The following is a 15,692-nucleotide window of genomic DNA, read 5'->3' as shown; positions in this document are numbered from 1 at the left end:
ACGACCAAATCCTTGCTTCGGCCGCATTCCATGAATATTTTGCGCACCATAGAGCGCCGAAATCATCGCGACAAGCGCGGAGAGTTCGGTTTAGGGCAAATTCCGATAGCAGATGTGAATGAATTTTACGTGGTACGGTAAGGTTTCGTTAAGATGCCTCTAGCCAAATGGGCGGGGCGTGTTTTCGTTGCGAGATCCCGGATGAAGAAATCTGTGCTGATTCTGACCGCCTTCGGCTTTGTTGCCGCCGCGTGGGGCAGCCTCGCGTCGCCGCTTCCCGGCGAAAGCGTTCCGGCGCCTGGCATCAAGCCGATCGGCTTCGTTCCCGAGACCTCGATACCGGAAGCGCTGACCACCGGCGCCATCCCGCGCAATCCGGCCGTCGCGCCGGTCGCCAATGATCTGAAAAGCGGCCTCGACGCGCTTTCCGCCAAGAATCCGCAACTGGCCATCTCGATCCGCGACAGCCTGCGCGACGATACGCTCGACCGCCATATCCTCACCTGGGCGATTGCCGTCTCCGGCTTGAAGGGCGTTCCCTCCTATGAAATCGCCAGTGCCGCGCAGGAGCTCAAGGGGTGGCCCGGCCTTTCCAGGCTGCGCGCCTATTCCGAACGTGCGCTCTACGACGAAAACCCCGCCCCGTCAGCCGTGCTCGCCGCTTTCGGCGATACCGCGCCGGAGACGATGCAGGGCGCCGTCATTCTCGGGCGGGCGCTGACTGCGTTAGGCAAGCAGGCGCAGGCCGCAAAATATATCCGCAAGATCTGGCGCACCGAGGCGCTCGACAAGGCGAGCGAAGACAAGATCCTCCTGGAGTTTTCCGCCCTGCTGACGCCAGCCGATCACAAGGCGCGTATGGACTATCTGATGTATCGTGGCCGGGTGGCGCAGGCCAAGCGCTTCGGCGATATGGGCGAGGCGCAGTCCCTCTACAAGGCCTGGGCCGCCGTCGACGCCAAAGCTGCCAATGCCGACGCGCTGCTCAATAGCGTCGAGCCGAAATGGCATGGCGATGCCGGCCTGCTGTTCGCGCGCATCGAATATCTGCGCAAGCAGGACAGGTATGCCGAAGCGGCGGCGCTTCTGGAAAAGATGCCGCGCGAGCCGGGCGAACTGGTCAATTCCGGAGAATGGTGGAACGAGCAGCGGATCGTCAGCCGCGGCCTCGTCGATCAGGGACAATTCAGACCGGCCTACCGCGTCGTCGCAAGTTCCGCGGCAACCAGCCCGACTGATATCGTCGAGGCCGAGTTCCATGCCGGATGGTATGCGCTGCGCGGTCTGCAGGATCCGACAACGGCAGAAAAGCATTTCCGCAAGATTCTGGCGACTTCGAACGGTCCCATCTCGGTGTCGCGCGCCTGGTATTGGCTCGGGCGGGCAGCCGAGGCCGGCTGCCCCGGCAACTCCAGCGAATTCTATGGCAAGGCCGCGAATTTTCCCGGCACCTTCTATGGGCAGCTCGCGGCCGAAAGGCTTGGACGCAAGACGCTCAACGTCAGCTATCCCACCCCGAGCGCAGCCGACCGCCAGAATTTCCAGGCGCGCGAAGCCGTGCAGGCAATCGCCCGGCTCGAGGCAGCCGGCCATGGATGGCGGGCCGACATCCTCTATCTCGCGCTCGCCGATCAGCTGCAAAGTCCCGGTGAACTGGCGATCCTTGCGGCGCAAGCCGAGCAATCAGGCAATCATCATCTGTCACTGCAGGTCGGCAAGATCGCCTATGGCCGCGGCATCGACGTCGCCGCGCTCGCCTTTCCCGTCGGCGTAATCCCGGCGAATGCCAATATCTCCGGCTCCGGCAAGGCGCTCGCCTATGCGATTGCCCGGCAGGAAAGCGCCTTTAACCCGGCCGCCGTTTCGGCGGCGAATGCTCGCGGCCTGCTGCAGCTTCTGCCCGGCACAGCCCAGGCGGTGGCCAAGCGCCACAACATCACCTTTTCGAAGGACAAGCTGACGGCCGATGCCGGTTATAATGCGACGCTCGGCGCGCATTATCTCGGCGAACAGATCGAAGCCTTCGGCGGCTCCTACATCCTCACCTTCATCGCCTATAATGCCGGGCCGAAGCGGGTGCCGGAATGGATCGGACGCTACGGCGACCCACGCGGCAGGCCGGTCGACGAGATCGTCGACTGGATCGAGCGCATCCCCTTCCCCGAAACGCGCAACTACGTTCAGCGGGTGATGGAGAATTACGAAGTCTACAAAGCCCGACTCGGCCAGCCGGCGGATATCGAGCGCGACCTGATCGGCGGACGCAGCGCCTCCTGAACCTGTTTGGCGCGGCTTGCTTTGTTTTTGCGCATGTCTTTATCGCAAAACCGCTGCACACTTTTGCGAGACATGCTCTACACCTTCTGGATCAGACAGGTCTCGAGGATGCGATGCCGGATATGGATGCAGGCGGTTTCCAGGAACGATTTTACTTTTCCCCCGATGGGCTGAGGCTTTATGCACGCGACTACCGGCCGGAGGAGGCGGCAGCCGCCGAACGGCTGCCGGTGATCTGCCTGCCCGGCCTGAGCCGCAATGCCCGGGACTTTCATCCGCTTGCGCTGCTTCTCAGCCGCGACAGAACAGGGCCGCGCAGGGTGATTGCGCTCGATTCGCGCGGGCGCGGAAATTCCGCATGGGATGAGAACAAGGCCAATTACAATCTTGCCGTCGAGACCGGCGACATCATTGCCGCCTGCGCGGCATTCGGCATCGAGCGGGCATTTTTCATCGGCACCTCGCGTGGCGGCCTGATCCTGCATTTGATCGCGGCGACACGGCCGGATCTTCTCGAAGCCGTGGTCCTGAACGACATCGGACCGGCGATCGAGGCGAGAGGGCTGGCGCTCATTCGCGACTACCTCAACAGCGGCAAGGCGCCGGCCGACTGGAAAGAGGCGGCCGATCTATTGCGGGAAAATCACGGCGCCTCGTTTACCGCGCTTACAGGCGAGGACTGGCGCGAAATGGCGCTTGCGCTATATCGCGACGTCGCAGGAAGGCCGGTCGCCGACTTCGATCCAGCGATCGCCGAGGCGCTGAGATCGATCGATTTCAGCCAGCCGCTGCCCGATCTCTGGGCACAATTCGAAAGCCTGAGCCGCTTTCCGCTGATGCTGATCCGCGGCGAAAATTCACCGCTGCTGTCGCAGGAAACCGCGGGCGAAATGGCCCGACTGCATCCCGGATTGATCCTTCATACCGCCGGAGGGCAAGGACATGCGCCCCTCCTCCATCTCGGCAATATCCCTGCAGCAATTCGCGCTTTTCTCGCCACTTTCCCCGTAGGCTGATTAATCGGAATCGAATGCGGCTCCCGCTGTTACCCAAACGCTTTGGGGGCGGCTGCCTGGAATCCTGGCGCTCACCCCCATCCCCCGGCGTGTGTCGGAGGCCCCTCGCCTCCGCCTCGTCTGCGGCTTTCTCAGTTCGGTTCCCGGATGGCATCATCCAGGCCTCGCAGCAGCGGGTAGAGGAAATACGAGATCACCGTCCTTTTGCCCACCTTGATTTCTGTGGAGACGGTCATGCCCGGCAGCAGTCTGACCGGCACGTCCGAGACGTTCAGTCTCGTATCGGAAAGCAGGATGCGAGCCTTGAAGAAGGGGGCGGCCGGCTGGCTCGGGGTAGCGGTCTGTTCCGGCTGCTGGCCGGTGATAAACGTGTCCTGGCTAATAGTGCGAACTTCGCCCGCTGCGGTGCCGTATTTCTGGAAGGGATAGGCGTCTAGCTTGATGCGGGCCTCCTTACCCACGGCGATGCGGCCGATGTCGCGGGTGTTGATCGAGACTTCCGCTTCGAGCGGCACGTTGATCGGCACCAGTGTGACGATCGGTTCGGCTTCGCGCACGACGGAGCCGATGGAGCGTTGGGCGAGATCGAGCACGACCGCGTCGGCAGGTGCTGTCAGCGACACCATGTTGCGGCGCAGCTCCATCTTCTTCAACTCTTCATCCGCCATGTCGCGCTGGCCGCGCAGCTCTACCAGCTGTTCCATCGCGGCACGGCGGAAATCCTCGATGAAGGCCTGCCGGTCGGCTTTCAGCTTGGCAAAGGCATGCGCGGCCTCGTCGGCCTTGCCGCGCACGGCAGTCAGATCGGACTCGACGTCGAGGCGGGCGTCGCGCGAGCCGAGCATGGTGATCAGCGAGCCGCTCTGTGTGTTAAAGAGCCGCTCACGCGCGCCTTCGATCTGCGAGAGCGTGTCGCGTCGGTCGGTAAGCACGGCCTCCTGGTTCTTGGCCGCGGCAAGCGCTGCCGACTGGCCGGCGATCTGCTGCTCGAAATTCTGCAGCTGCGCCGTGTAGAAGGCCCGCCGCTGGCCGAAGAGCTGCACCTGCAGCATCTCGTCGGGCGTCGTTCCCGCCATCATCGTGTAGTCGTCTCCGGCAAGTTCCGCCTCGATGCGCTTCACCTGGGCGTCGAGTGCCGAGAACTTCGCCTGCTGCTGGTCGACATCGGCCTGGCTGAAGGTGGCGTCGAGCGTTGCGAGCGTCTGTCCGGCATGCACCACCTCGCCGGCCTTCACATCGATCGTGCGGATGATCGAGGTTTCGAGCGGCTGGACGACGATGGTGGGCTGGGTGGTGACGAGCTTGCCGGGCGCAATCACCACCTCGTCGATATCAGAAACGGAGGCCCAGATGATGGTCGCAGCAATCAGCGCCGTCACGCAATAGAGCGTCATGCGCGCAACGCGCGGCGGAGCACGCTCCTCGAGCTCGACGGCGTCGGACTGGAATTCCGCAATTGCCGGCGGCAGCGGCAGGCGGGCGACGAGCTGCCCACCTCTGCCTGGCGGCCCCTTGTCTGAGGGACCATGGTCTGGGGCTACGGGTAGGTTCTCGCCGGATTTTCTGACACGCGCGTTCATGCGACCTGCCTCATTTGCTGTGCCCACAGGTGGCGATAGGTCATGCAGCGCGACACCAGCTGGTCGTGCCGGCCGATATCGGCGACCTTGCCCCGATCGATGACGAGAATGGCATCGGCATCGACGAGCGTCGAAAGCCGGTGCGAGACGATGACGACGGTGCGCCCGGCAGCGATACGGCTCAGATTCTCGCGGATGATCGCCTCGCTGTCGGGGTCGAGCGCGCTCGTCGCCTCGTCGAAGATCAGGAGCTTCGGATCGGTGATCAGCGCCCGCGCAATGGCAAGCCGCTGCCTCTGGCCGCCGGAGAGGTTGGCGGCGTTTTCTTCCAGCATCGTGTCGAAGCCGCGCGGCAGGCGCTCGATGAATTCTTCCGCGCCGGCGATGCGGGCGACCTCCATGATTTCCTCGATGCTGGCATCGGGTTTGGCGGCGGCGATATTGTCGCGCACCGTGCCGCGAAAGAGGAAATTATCCTGCAGCACGACGCCGATGCTGGTTCTCAGATGCACGAGGTCGATCTCGCGGCTGTCATAGCCGTCCATGCGCACCAGCCCTTCCTGGCTCTGATAGAGCCCCTGGATGAGCCGCGTGATGGTCGTCTTGCCCGAGCCGCTCTTGCCGACCACGCCGAAAACGCAGCCCGCCGGAATGGCGAAGGACACATTGTCGAGCGCCGGCGGCCCATCCGGACCGTAGCGGAAAGTAACCCTGTCGAATTCGATACGTCCGTGCAGCTGCGGCCGCACCCCTCGCCCGCGGCCTGCCTGTTCCGGCCGCTGGTTCATAATCTCGCCGAGCATGCGCACCGACAGAGCCACTTCCTGATATTCGTGCACCATGGTGACGATCTGCACCAGCGGTCCCGAGACGCGGCCGGCCAGCATGTTGAAGGCGACCAGCGCGCCGATCGTCATGGAACCGCTGAAGACATCGAGCGCACCGAGCCCGATGATCGCCACGCTCATCAGCTTCTCCAGAAGCCCGGTCATCGACTGGGCGATGGTGGAGATTTTTTCGACCCGGAAACGCACCGAGATCGACTGCGCCGAATAATCGTCCCACACCTTGCGCTGGCGCGGCTCCAGCGCCAGTGACTTGACGGTGCGCATGCCATGCACGGTTTCCACCAGCAGGGCCTGCCGGTCGCCTTCGGCCTGATAAAGAGCCTGCAGGCGACGCTGGAACGGCCCGACGAGCAGCATCACCACGAGCCCGACGAGCGCCGCAAAACCCAACACCACGAGCGTCAGCTTGACGCTGTAGAGAAGCAGGATCGGCAAGAAGACGAAGAGTGAAACACCGTCGAGAAGTGTCAGGAACAGTCGGCCGGTCAGGAATTCGCGGATGCGCCCCGTCTGTTGCATATGCTTGACGAGAACACCGGCTGAGGCCTGTTCGAAGAGCGCGATCGGCAGGTTGAGCAGATGGGCGAAGGTGCGTGTCGCCACCCGGATGTCGATCCTGTTGGTGGCGTAGAGCAGCAGATAGCGGCGCAGGAAGCTGAAGGTCGCGTCGAAGACGAGCGCCACCGCGATGCCGACCGTCAGAACCGTCAATGTCGCGTAGCTCTGATGCACGAGCACCTTGTCTATGACGAGCTGAAAAAACATCGGCGTGGTCAGCCCCAGGCCGTAAAGCACGAAGGCTGCGAGCGCCACGTCGCGGAAGAAGCTGCGCTGGCGGATGATTTCGGGGACGAACCAGCGGAAGCCGAAGGGCCGGTCCTCATCCGACATGCGATAGTTGCGCTTCATCAGCACCACCGATCCGAGCCAGGCCTTGGCGAATTGCTCCTCGCTCAGCAGCATGACTTCGGGGCGCGTGGCGAGCGGGTCGAGAACGCGGATCCGCTCATCCTCGCCCTCCCCGAGAGCGCCGGCGATGACCACCCAGTTGCCGTTCGAAAGTTCGGCAAGCACCGGGAAAGCCTCGCCGAGCTGGAACAGGCTTCGCCAGTCGAGGGTCAGATGCCTGGCCCTGAGGCCGGCATCCTTGGCCATTCTGAGCATTTGCCGCACGGCCACCGGATCGTTGCCGACGGAATAATCGTGCTGCAATCGCTCAGGAGAAAGATCGACGCCGTGATGACGCGCGACGAGCGCAAGACAATGCAGGTTGGTATGCAGAAAACCACTCATGGCCCACCCGAAACGCTACGAGACCGAGGCTGTCCCTGTTGTCAGTTGAAATTCGGCGAGGCGTTCGAAGCGCCGCCCTGCACCGACTGGATATCGGTGGCGGCTGCAGCCGACATGTCACCGATGCGACGGACCGCGCCCGCCTCGACCAAGCCGCCAAGCGCCTTCTGCATGAGGTCGACCGCATTGGCGAAGGCGTCGACAGGCATGATGATGCGCTGGCGGAAAACCGGCTTCGGATTGTTGTTGGCGTCACGATCGGTGGCCGAGAGCGACATCAGGTCGATGCGCACGATCGTTCCCGTGACGGTGATTTCGCTGATACCGTCGGCATAAAGTTCGCTGCTCATTGTTCTCTCCTCTGGTTGATAATCAAAACCTGTTCACCTTTGAGTCGACGTATCGGATTATCCGAAAATCGCTTCACACTTTTCGGTCCGATGCGTGGGTATCGTGCCGCCATGCCGGAAAGGGATCGCGAAGGCCGACGGCGGTCTGTGGATCGAAACCCGTCTCCTCCCCGGTCAGGCAATCGTCGAGCGCGGTGCGGATGGCGCCCTCGGCAAAGCCGGAGCCGATGAAGACCAGCTCCTGGCGGCGGTCGCCCCAGACATCGTCCCAATGCCGGTCGAGCAACTGGCGGAATTGCGGATGGCGCGGCCAGTGCGCCCGCGGCACCGAGGCCCACCAGAACCCTCTGGTATCGATGCGGCATTGCATGCCGGCAATCGACAGCAAGCCGATCTCGTCCGGCCGGGTCGCCAGCCAGAAATGGCCTTTCGCCCTGATGATGCCGGGCAATGGCTGCTCGAGCATGCGGCCCAGCCGCGCCGGATCGAAGGGCCGGCGGCTGCGATAGACGAAGCTTGTTATGCCGTATTCCTCGGTCTCCGGCACATGATCGCCCCAGCCGTAAAGCTCCTTGTGCCAGAGTGGATGGCGGGCGGCCTTGGCTTCGCTGAAAAAGCCGGTATCCAGGATCGCGCCGAGCGGCACCTGGCCGAAAACCGCCTCGATGACGCGGGCATCCGGATTGAGTGCTGCGACGACCCGGCGAACCTCGGCAAGGTCGGCGCAGGGCACGTCGCCCGCCTTGTTGATGATGACGACATCAGAAAATTCGATCTGCTCGACGAGCAGTTCCACGAGCTTGCGCTCATCGTCCCCGTCACGCCTTTCGCCGCGATCGGCCAGGAACTCGTCGCTACGGTAATCGGCAAGCAGATTGACCGCGTCGACGACGCAGACCATGGTGTCGAGCCGCGCCACATCGCCAAGGGCCGCTCCGCTCTCGTCACGGAAGGAGAAGGTCGCCGCTATCGGCAGGGGCTCGGCGATCCCCGTGCCCTCGATCAGCAGATAGTCGAAGCGGCCGGCGGCGGCGAGCCCGCGGACCTCGCTCAGGAGATCGTCGCGCAATGTGCAGCAGATGCAGCCGTTGGTAAGCTCGACCAGGGTTTCGTCCGTCCTCGAGAGGTTGGCGCCGCCGTCACGGACGAGATCGGCATCGATGTTCACCTCGCTCATGTCGTTGACGATCACGGCGATCCGACGTCCCTCGCGATTGTTCAGGACATGATTGAGGACCGTCGTCTTGCCGGCGCCGAGAAACCCCGCCAGGACCGTTACCGGAAGTCGATTGTCTGCACCCGTCATCGATACCCCCGCTCGCCTTTACGCCGCGAGCTGCGGTTTGAACGCCACGTCCACATAGTAGTTTGTGCTGTTGTAACTGCTGGTCGGGAACAACCCACTCGATCCATAGGCGTAGACGCCGTTGTCACCGCCGAGCGCCCTGAGGTCGCCGCTCGTCTTCTCGGTGCTGAAATAATTGCCCGTCGCCGAGTAGTTGCCGTTCGTGCTGTAGGAAACCACGTAGGTCGTATCCGCTTGGACCGCGACCTGCTGGGTGAGCGCGGCAGTCTGCCAGCCGCTTGCTGTTTCGTTGCTGAAGGTGATGCTTGCAAGCAGCGTGCCCGAGGCGGTCCAGAGATAACCGTTATGCGGGCCGGTATTGTCGGCGCTCTTATAGAAGCGGATGCCCGTGACCCAGCCTGCCGTGTCCGCCTGAAATTTCATGCCGAGATTGACCGGGTGATTGTCGTTCACCGAGACGACTGCGGGCGTTTCATTGGCGCTGAAGAGGTTCTGCTCGCTCCCCTGGGCGTTGACGGTAAGCGCAACCTGGGCCGATGCCGTGCCGCCCTGACCGTCGGTGATGGAATAGCTGAAGCTCGCCGGCCCGCTATATCCTGCCGTCGGCGTGAAGGTGACGGTCTGCGTCTGGCTGTTGTAGGACACCGAACCGTTGACCGCGCCGCTGACGCCGGTGATGACAAGCGGGTCGCCATCGGCGTCGCTGTCATTTGCGAGCAGGTTTGCAGCGGCGATCGACAGAGCCGTATTGGTATAGGTCGTATAGCCATTGTCGTTGGCCGCGACCGGCACGGTATTGCCCGTCGACTGGTTGAAGACGACGTCGACCCAATAATTCGTCGACTGGTAGCTTGACGTCGGGAAGGTCGAGCCCGATCCGACCGCGTAGACGCCGTTGCTGCCTGCAAGCGCCGTCAGCGAGCCGTTGGTATGAGCCGTGTTGAAATAGTTCGAGGTCGCCACATAGGTGCCGGTCGTGTGGTAGGAGGCGACATAGGTCGCACCCGCCGTGATCTGCAGCGGCGTGGCGAAGTTCGCGGTCTGCCAGCCGGAAAGCGACTCGTTGGTGAAGGTGACTGCGGCGACGAGCGTGCCGTCGGCCCTCCAGATGGAACCGGTATGCACACTGGTATCGCCGGCAGCCTTGTAATAGCGGATGCCCGAGATCGTGCCGGTCGAGGAAGCGACGAACTTCATGCCGAGTTCCAACGCGGTATTGTCGTTGAAGCTGCCGCCGGTCGGTCCCTCACTTGCCGTAAACAGCGTCTCGCCAGCCGAACCTGTCTGGACGGTCAGGCTGACATTGCCCTGATCCGTGCCGCCGCGTCCATCCGACAGCGTATAGGTGAAGCTCGCCGGGCCTGAATAGTCGTTGGCCGGCGTGAAGGTGATGGTGCCGGTCTGCTTGTTGAGAGCGACCGCGCCGTTGACGGCATTGCCGACGGCGGTGATGGTCATCGCATCGCCATTGGGATCGGAATCGTTTGCGAGGAGCGAGGCAATGGAGATGACAAGCGTTCCGTTGTGGCCGATGATCAGCCCACTGTCGTCGGTCGCGACCGGTTGGCTGTTGGGGCCGGCATCGAAGATCACGTCCACCCAGTAATTGCTGCCGCCGGGGTTCTGGCCGGGGAATGTGCTGGGCGTGGTGCCGTAGGCGAAGACGCCGCCGCCATCGACGGCCTTCAGCTGGCCGCTGGCATAGGGCTCGTTGAAATAGTTCTGGGTGAGCGAGTAGTAGCCATTGCTGTGATAGGAGGCCACATAGGTCGTGCCGGCCGCGATCTGGATCGGGCTGGAGAACATCACCGTCTGCCAGCCGGAGAGCGACTCCCCTGTCGCTACGCCGGTCGCCAGCAGCGTTCCGGTGCTGCTCCAGAGGCTGACGACGTGTTCGCCGATGTTATAGAAGCCCTTGTAGAAGCGGATGCCCTCCACCGAGCCTGCCGTCGTCGCCTGGAAGCGCAGGCCGAGCTCGACGGAATCGCGATCGACCGCTACTTCGGTCGCGGGCTTTTCGGCGAGCGTCCACAGGCCCTGCGTGCCCGGCAGCGTGACGGTGACCTGCTTGCCGGCGGATGGCGCCTCCAGATTGACGCTGTCGTCGACGGCGCGTGACAGGATCGTATAGGTGCCGCTCGCCTGGACGACCCAGTTATAGCTCCAGTTCTCGCGACCCGTGGCCTTGAACCAGTGCTGGCCGCCATCGGTGGAGACCTCGACGCCGGCAATGATGCCGCCGCCGAAATCCTGCGCCGTTCCTGATATCGTCACATGCTGCCCTTCGAGAAAGCTTGCGCCTGATATCGACGAGGTGATCAACGAGGTGGGCTTCAGCGTGTCGGTCGATTGGGTCGCGAGGATGAGGCTCGCGTCGAGCGTCGTCGGCTGGATGCCCATGTCCGCGAACATGTTGACCATCGCCTGCTGCACGTTGCGATCGGTTGGCGTTGCCGGCCCCTGATGCTGATCGTTCAGCCCCCAGGACCAGAAGACGGTGCCGGCGCCGAAGACGAGCGCGCCGCTTGCCGCCCGGTACATCGTCAGGCTGTGGGTCGCCACCGCATCGCCGATCGTCGAGCCGTAATCGCGGAGATAGGTGTTGACCGCGACCGAGGAGAGCGACAGGTCGATCAGTCCAGCCGGACGGAATCCATTCTCGACATCCGAGTCCCATTCATAGCCGAGCAGGTTCTGCACCAGATTGTAGGTTTCGCCCGGTTGCAGCTCTGCCACATCGGTATTGCGCCAGAAGCGAAGGTTCGAATAGTCGTAGGGGATGGAGATCGTATCCTGGCGGTAGCCGTCCACCTGAAACATCGTGCCCGTCAGCGAATTTTCCGGCTCCTGCCCCGGATCGGCGTAACGCGGATCGCGCCAGGTGCCGGTGCCGATATTACTCGGGTCCGTGCTCGTGCCGTAGGTCTCCTTGTAGCAGACCATGGTGCGGTAGGCCTGGCCGCTGCCGTCGATGCTGCTTTCCCAGCGAACCTTCCAATAGACTTCGTTGCCGCTCCAGAAGGCGAGGTTCACGCCGGCATCGCGGGCGGCCTCCACGTTGGTGCGCTGCTCGGCCGACCAGTATTCGTCATGGCCGACCGACAGGAAGGCCTGATGGTTGAGCAGCAGATTGCCGCTGCGCGTCGCATCGACGCCGGAAATATAGGAAACGTCGTAGCCGTTCTGCTCCAGCCACTGGATGGCTGAATGCTCGACGCCAAAGATGAAATCGTGCGAGCCGCCGACCGGGCTCGTATTGGTGATGATCGGCCTGTTATAGCTGATCGCCGAGGCGCGACCGATTGCGGTCAGGCCGCAGCTGCAGTTCGGCGGCAGGTAGCCGATCATGTCGGCGGGATCGACGGGGACATCGCCGTAATAGAGGCTGGCGCCCCCCCAGGCATTATAGGCCTGCCAGGTCGTGTCCGAGGTCTGGAAAACGATATTGCTGTGCGAGGAGTCGTCGCGCACGACGAAGGGGATGATGCTGGCATCCTCGGTGCCGTCCTCACGCACCAGCTTGGCGAAATAGACGCCGGAGACGGCATCGGTCGGAATCTGCCAGCTCGCCGAGACCGACCAGTTGCCGCAGTCGATGAGACCGAGCGACATGTCGACGATCGGATGCGGCTGGATCTGCGCCGTGGTCAGCTGCTGCTCGATCGAGTCGACCTTGCGCGCACCGGCCCCGCCGTAATAACCCATTCGGTAGATATCGATGCGGTAATGCGTGGAATCGGTGGCGATCTTGAAATCGACCGTCTGGCCGATATTCGTGCTGATTTCAGTGGCGAAGCCCTGGATAGTGCCCTTACCATCGCCCTCCAGGCCCCACTCGCTGATCGGGTTGCCCTGTTTCAGATTTTCCAGTGCGATCTTGTTGAGTGTCACCGCAGCCGGAGCCGCCGCCGGTGCGGCCAGCGCTGAGACCGCGGTCGTCTCAGTCGAAACATCCTGGCTCGGTTCCACCGAAAGGGATGCTATCGAGGCCTGAAGGCGCAACGAAGTCGTGTCGAGACTGCTGGAAGACGTCACCGGCGCCGCCGTCTTGGCGCTTCCGGTGTTGGCATCGCTGGTAATACCCATCAGCGCAGGAGCGGCAGGCAGTGTCGCAGCCTCTTCGTACGGATCCGGGCCAAGTACGGTGTCTTGCGATGTCGAGGAGGTCGTGTCGAAGACCGTCGCAGCCGACGCCGTCTTCGTGGATGTGTCCTGCGCGCCGCCATCGGCGGCAGGCGTTGGCATCGGCGTCGACGACTGCATGTCGCCTGATGATATCAATGAAGATGTAACCGTGCCGATGAAGGAGGATTGAACGGTTGCGTTGCTTTGATTGGCAAAGCCGGAAGAACCCTGAGTGCTCGAAGACACCACGGTTGGAGTTCCAAGCAGTGCGGCCCAGGCAGAGGTTGCGTGACTGACGCAAGGCGTGCCGCCGGCAGCAGTCAGGTATTTGCGATTCCTCACATGAAATCTCAGCAAGAGCGGCGTCCCCATTTCCCGTCGACCAGCATTGAATGGCTTCATCCTGCCAGCTTTCGGAGCGGAACGTACGACAGCAATCTTGGGTATGTGGGTGGTACTCCATACGCCGATATGATGATCCTCACCGCATGTCCGACCGACAGGTTCTGGAGCTGTCTGGTGCTTCCGCTAAGCCGCAGATGCTGGGTGAAAGGAAACTGGTCGGCCTTTGTTTTGCCGGTCCGGCTGGTCGAGCCGGTAAACTCCTGCGCCGCTCCGTGCTACCAGGTCGGAAAGGGATCTTCGAGGGCCGACCAGTCCCGAGGATCCGAGCTGGCCAGGCAGTCGTCCAACGCGCTGCGGACGCCTGTCTCATCCATATCAACACCAATGAACACGAGTTCCTGCCGACGATCGCCCCAGGCGCTGTCCCATCGACGCTCGATATGCTGGCGAAACTGGTGGTGGCTCGGCCAGTCCTGCCGGGGAACGGCCGCCCACCAGAGCCCCATGGGTTCACAGCGCCGCTGCGCTCCGGCCGCCGACATCAGACCCACGTGACGCGGTCGCGTGGCTAGCCAGAAATGACCTTTGGCGCGGATGACCCCCGGCCAGGGCTCGTCCAGGAACGCCCGAAACCGCGTCGGGTCGAAGGGACGCCTGGTGCGATAGACAAAGCTCGATACCCCATATTCCTCCGTCTCCGGAACATGAGCACCCGGGCTGTACAGTTCCTTGTGCCATAACGGGTGAGCGGCGGCCTTTGCTTCGTCGAAGAGGCCCGTATTGAGAATGCTTGCAAGAGAAACCTTGCCGAAGTCCGTCTCCACCTGGTGGGCATCCGGGTTGAGCGCAGCCACTGTCTTGCGGACTTCTGCGCGAATCTCGTCGGTCGCGTCCGAGATCTTGTTGATGACGACAACGTCGGCAAACTCGATCTGGTCCACCAACAGGTCGATGAGTGTCCGCCGGTCCTCGCCGTCCCGCTGCAGGCCGCGATCGCGAAGCAGATCGGCGCTGCTGTAATCAGCCAGAAGACTGGCGGCGTCGACAACAGTCACCATCGTGTCAAGTCTGGCAAAATCGGAGAGCGAAACACCGTTCTCGTCGCGGAAGGAAAAGGTGGCAGCGATGGGGCGCGGCTCGGCAATACCGGTTCCCTCAATCAGCAGATAGTCGTATCGCCCCTCTTCGGCCAGTCGCCGCACTTCCGTCAGGAGGTCATCGCGCAGGGTACAGCATATGCAGCCATTGCTGAGCTCAACCAATGCCTCCGTCGTATGCGACAAGTTGCAGCCGCCGTCGCGAATGAGACTGGCGTCTATGTTCACGTCACTCATATCGTTGACGATGACGGCGACCCTGAGGCCCTGACGATTGGTCAGCACGTGGCTGAGAAGCGTCGTCTTGCCGGCGCCGAGAAAGCCGGCGAGCACTGTCACCGGGAGCCGCTCGCCCTTGTTCATCGCTGTCGCTTGACTGGGAGCGGAGGCGGCGTCCCTCTCTGCGATCCGCATTTGCGTCGTGTCAGCCTCATTCGAAACCGATCCTAACCTTATCCTTTGCATCACGCGGCCAGTTGCGGCCGGAAGACGACGTCCGCGTAGTAATTGGTTGAATTGTAGCTGTTGGTCGGGAAAAGACCTGCGGTGGCGGAACCGCCATAAGCATAGACGCCATTGCCGCTGGCCGGGGCCGTCAGCGGCCCGCTGGTGACGGGGGTGGTATAGAAATTGCTGGTCGCCACATAAGCGCCGGTCGTGTGATAGGAGGCGACATAGGTGGTATTGGCGGCGATGGTGACGGGGTTTGTGAAGTTCGCCGTCTGCCAGCCGCTCGCGGTGGTGGTGGTGAAGGTGGCGGTAGCAAGTTTGGTGCCTGTCGCGGTCCAAAGGTCGACGACATTCTGGCCGTTGTCATTGGCGCTGCGATAGAACCTGATGCCGGTGACATCTCCGGCAACGTTCGACGTGAACTTGACGCCAAGTTCGAGCTGCTGACCATCGTTGAAGGTCCGGCTCGGCGTGCTGGAAGCAGAGAACAGGCTGTAGGTCGTCGGCGCCGTCGACACGGCAATGTTGAAGGTCTCGTTGGCGGCAAGGCCGCCAAGATCGGTTGCTGTCACCTTGATGCCGTAAGTGCCCGACGTCGTCGGCGTGCCGGAGAAGGTGCGCGTCGAGGCGTTGAAGCTCAGCCAGGACGGCAGCGCCGTGCCGTCGGCGGCCGTTGCCGCATAGGCCAACGTGTCGCCGCTGTCGACATCGGTGAAGGTGGTCGTCGGCAGCGAGAAGGAGAAGGCAGAGCCGACGGTGGCATTCTGGGTCGTCGTCTGGACGGCCAGCACCGGTGCATCGTTGGCGCCATGGATGGTGATCGTCAGGTTCGCCGTGGCCGTGGCGCCGGCGCTGTCGCGCATCGTGTAGCTGAAGACATCGCTCAGCGTGTTGGTCGACTGTCGCAGCGCCTGAACGGTCGCATTGTTCTCGTTGACCGCATAGCTATAGGTACCCGATGCATTGAGCACGAGACTGCCATAGGTGCCGTTCAGCGCCGAGCCG

9 protein-coding genes are annotated in these 15,692 nt (G+C 62.7%); 2 read left to right on the top strand and 7 right to left on the bottom strand.

Annotated elements, in window-relative coordinates; genetic code table 11:
• The first annotated feature begins 201 nt into the window (after positions 1–201).
• Together B5E41_RS19355 and B5E41_RS19350 are read left to right on the top strand one after the other, a co-directional pair.
• Positions 202–2,277 (top strand): lytic transglycosylase domain-containing protein, encoded by a 2,076-nt coding sequence (locus B5E41_RS19355; protein WP_088395698.1) that lies wholly within the window; start codon positions 202–204, stop codon positions 2,275–2,277.
• A 113-nt stretch (positions 2,278–2,390) separates the two neighbouring features.
• A complete protein-coding gene (locus B5E41_RS19350) occupies positions 2,391–3,293 on the top strand; it encodes an alpha/beta fold hydrolase (protein WP_088395697.1) in 903 nt (300 codons plus the stop codon).
• A gap of 131 nt (positions 3,294–3,424) precedes the next feature.
• Here the strand turns inward: B5E41_RS19350 and B5E41_RS19345 are convergent, their stop codons facing one another.
• The 7 genes from B5E41_RS19345 to B5E41_RS19315 all read right to left on the bottom strand — a co-directional run.
• Positions 3,425–4,873 (bottom strand): HlyD family type I secretion periplasmic adaptor subunit, encoded by a 1,449-nt coding sequence (locus tag B5E41_RS19345; RefSeq protein ID WP_088395696.1) that lies wholly within the window; start codon positions 4,871–4,873, stop codon positions 3,425–3,427.
• Positions 4,870–7,014, bottom strand: coding sequence for a peptidase domain-containing ABC transporter (locus B5E41_RS19340; RefSeq protein WP_088395695.1), 2,145 nt, complete (start codon positions 7,012–7,014; stop codon positions 4,870–4,872). Before B5E41_RS19340 ends, B5E41_RS19345 begins: the two co-directional genes overlap by 4 nt.
• A gap of 41 nt (positions 7,015–7,055) precedes the next feature.
• Complete coding sequence (locus tag B5E41_RS19335) at positions 7,056–7,364, bottom strand: hypothetical protein (protein ID WP_088395694.1); 309 nt, start codon at positions 7,362–7,364, stop codon at positions 7,056–7,058.
• Positions 7,365–7,437: 73 nt separating this feature from the next.
• On the bottom strand, positions 7,438–8,670 hold the full coding sequence (locus B5E41_RS19330; RefSeq protein ID WP_088395693.1) for a GTP-binding protein: 1,233 nt from the start codon (positions 8,668–8,670) through the stop codon (positions 7,438–7,440).
• Between the two features lie 18 nt (positions 8,671–8,688).
• Positions 8,689–13,197: a DUF4082 domain-containing protein gene (locus B5E41_RS19325; protein WP_088395692.1), complete on the bottom strand. Its 4,509-nt coding sequence runs from the start codon at positions 13,195–13,197 to the stop codon at positions 8,689–8,691.
• A 218-nt stretch (positions 13,198–13,415) separates the two neighbouring features.
• Positions 13,416–14,600: a GTP-binding protein gene (locus tag B5E41_RS19320; RefSeq protein ID WP_088395691.1), complete on the bottom strand. Its 1,185-nt coding sequence runs from the start codon at positions 14,598–14,600 to the stop codon at positions 13,416–13,418.
• A gap of 101 nt (positions 14,601–14,701) precedes the next feature.
• The coding region (locus B5E41_RS19315) for a DUF4082 domain-containing protein (protein WP_141098788.1) at positions 14,702–15,692 on the bottom strand (991 nt) is incomplete at its 5' end.

The organism is Rhizobium esperanzae (assembly GCF_002204185.1).
Taxonomy (GTDB): domain Bacteria; phylum Pseudomonadota; class Alphaproteobacteria; order Rhizobiales; family Rhizobiaceae; genus Rhizobium; species Rhizobium esperanzae.
This window is presented reverse-complemented; position numbering and strand designations above follow the sequence as displayed.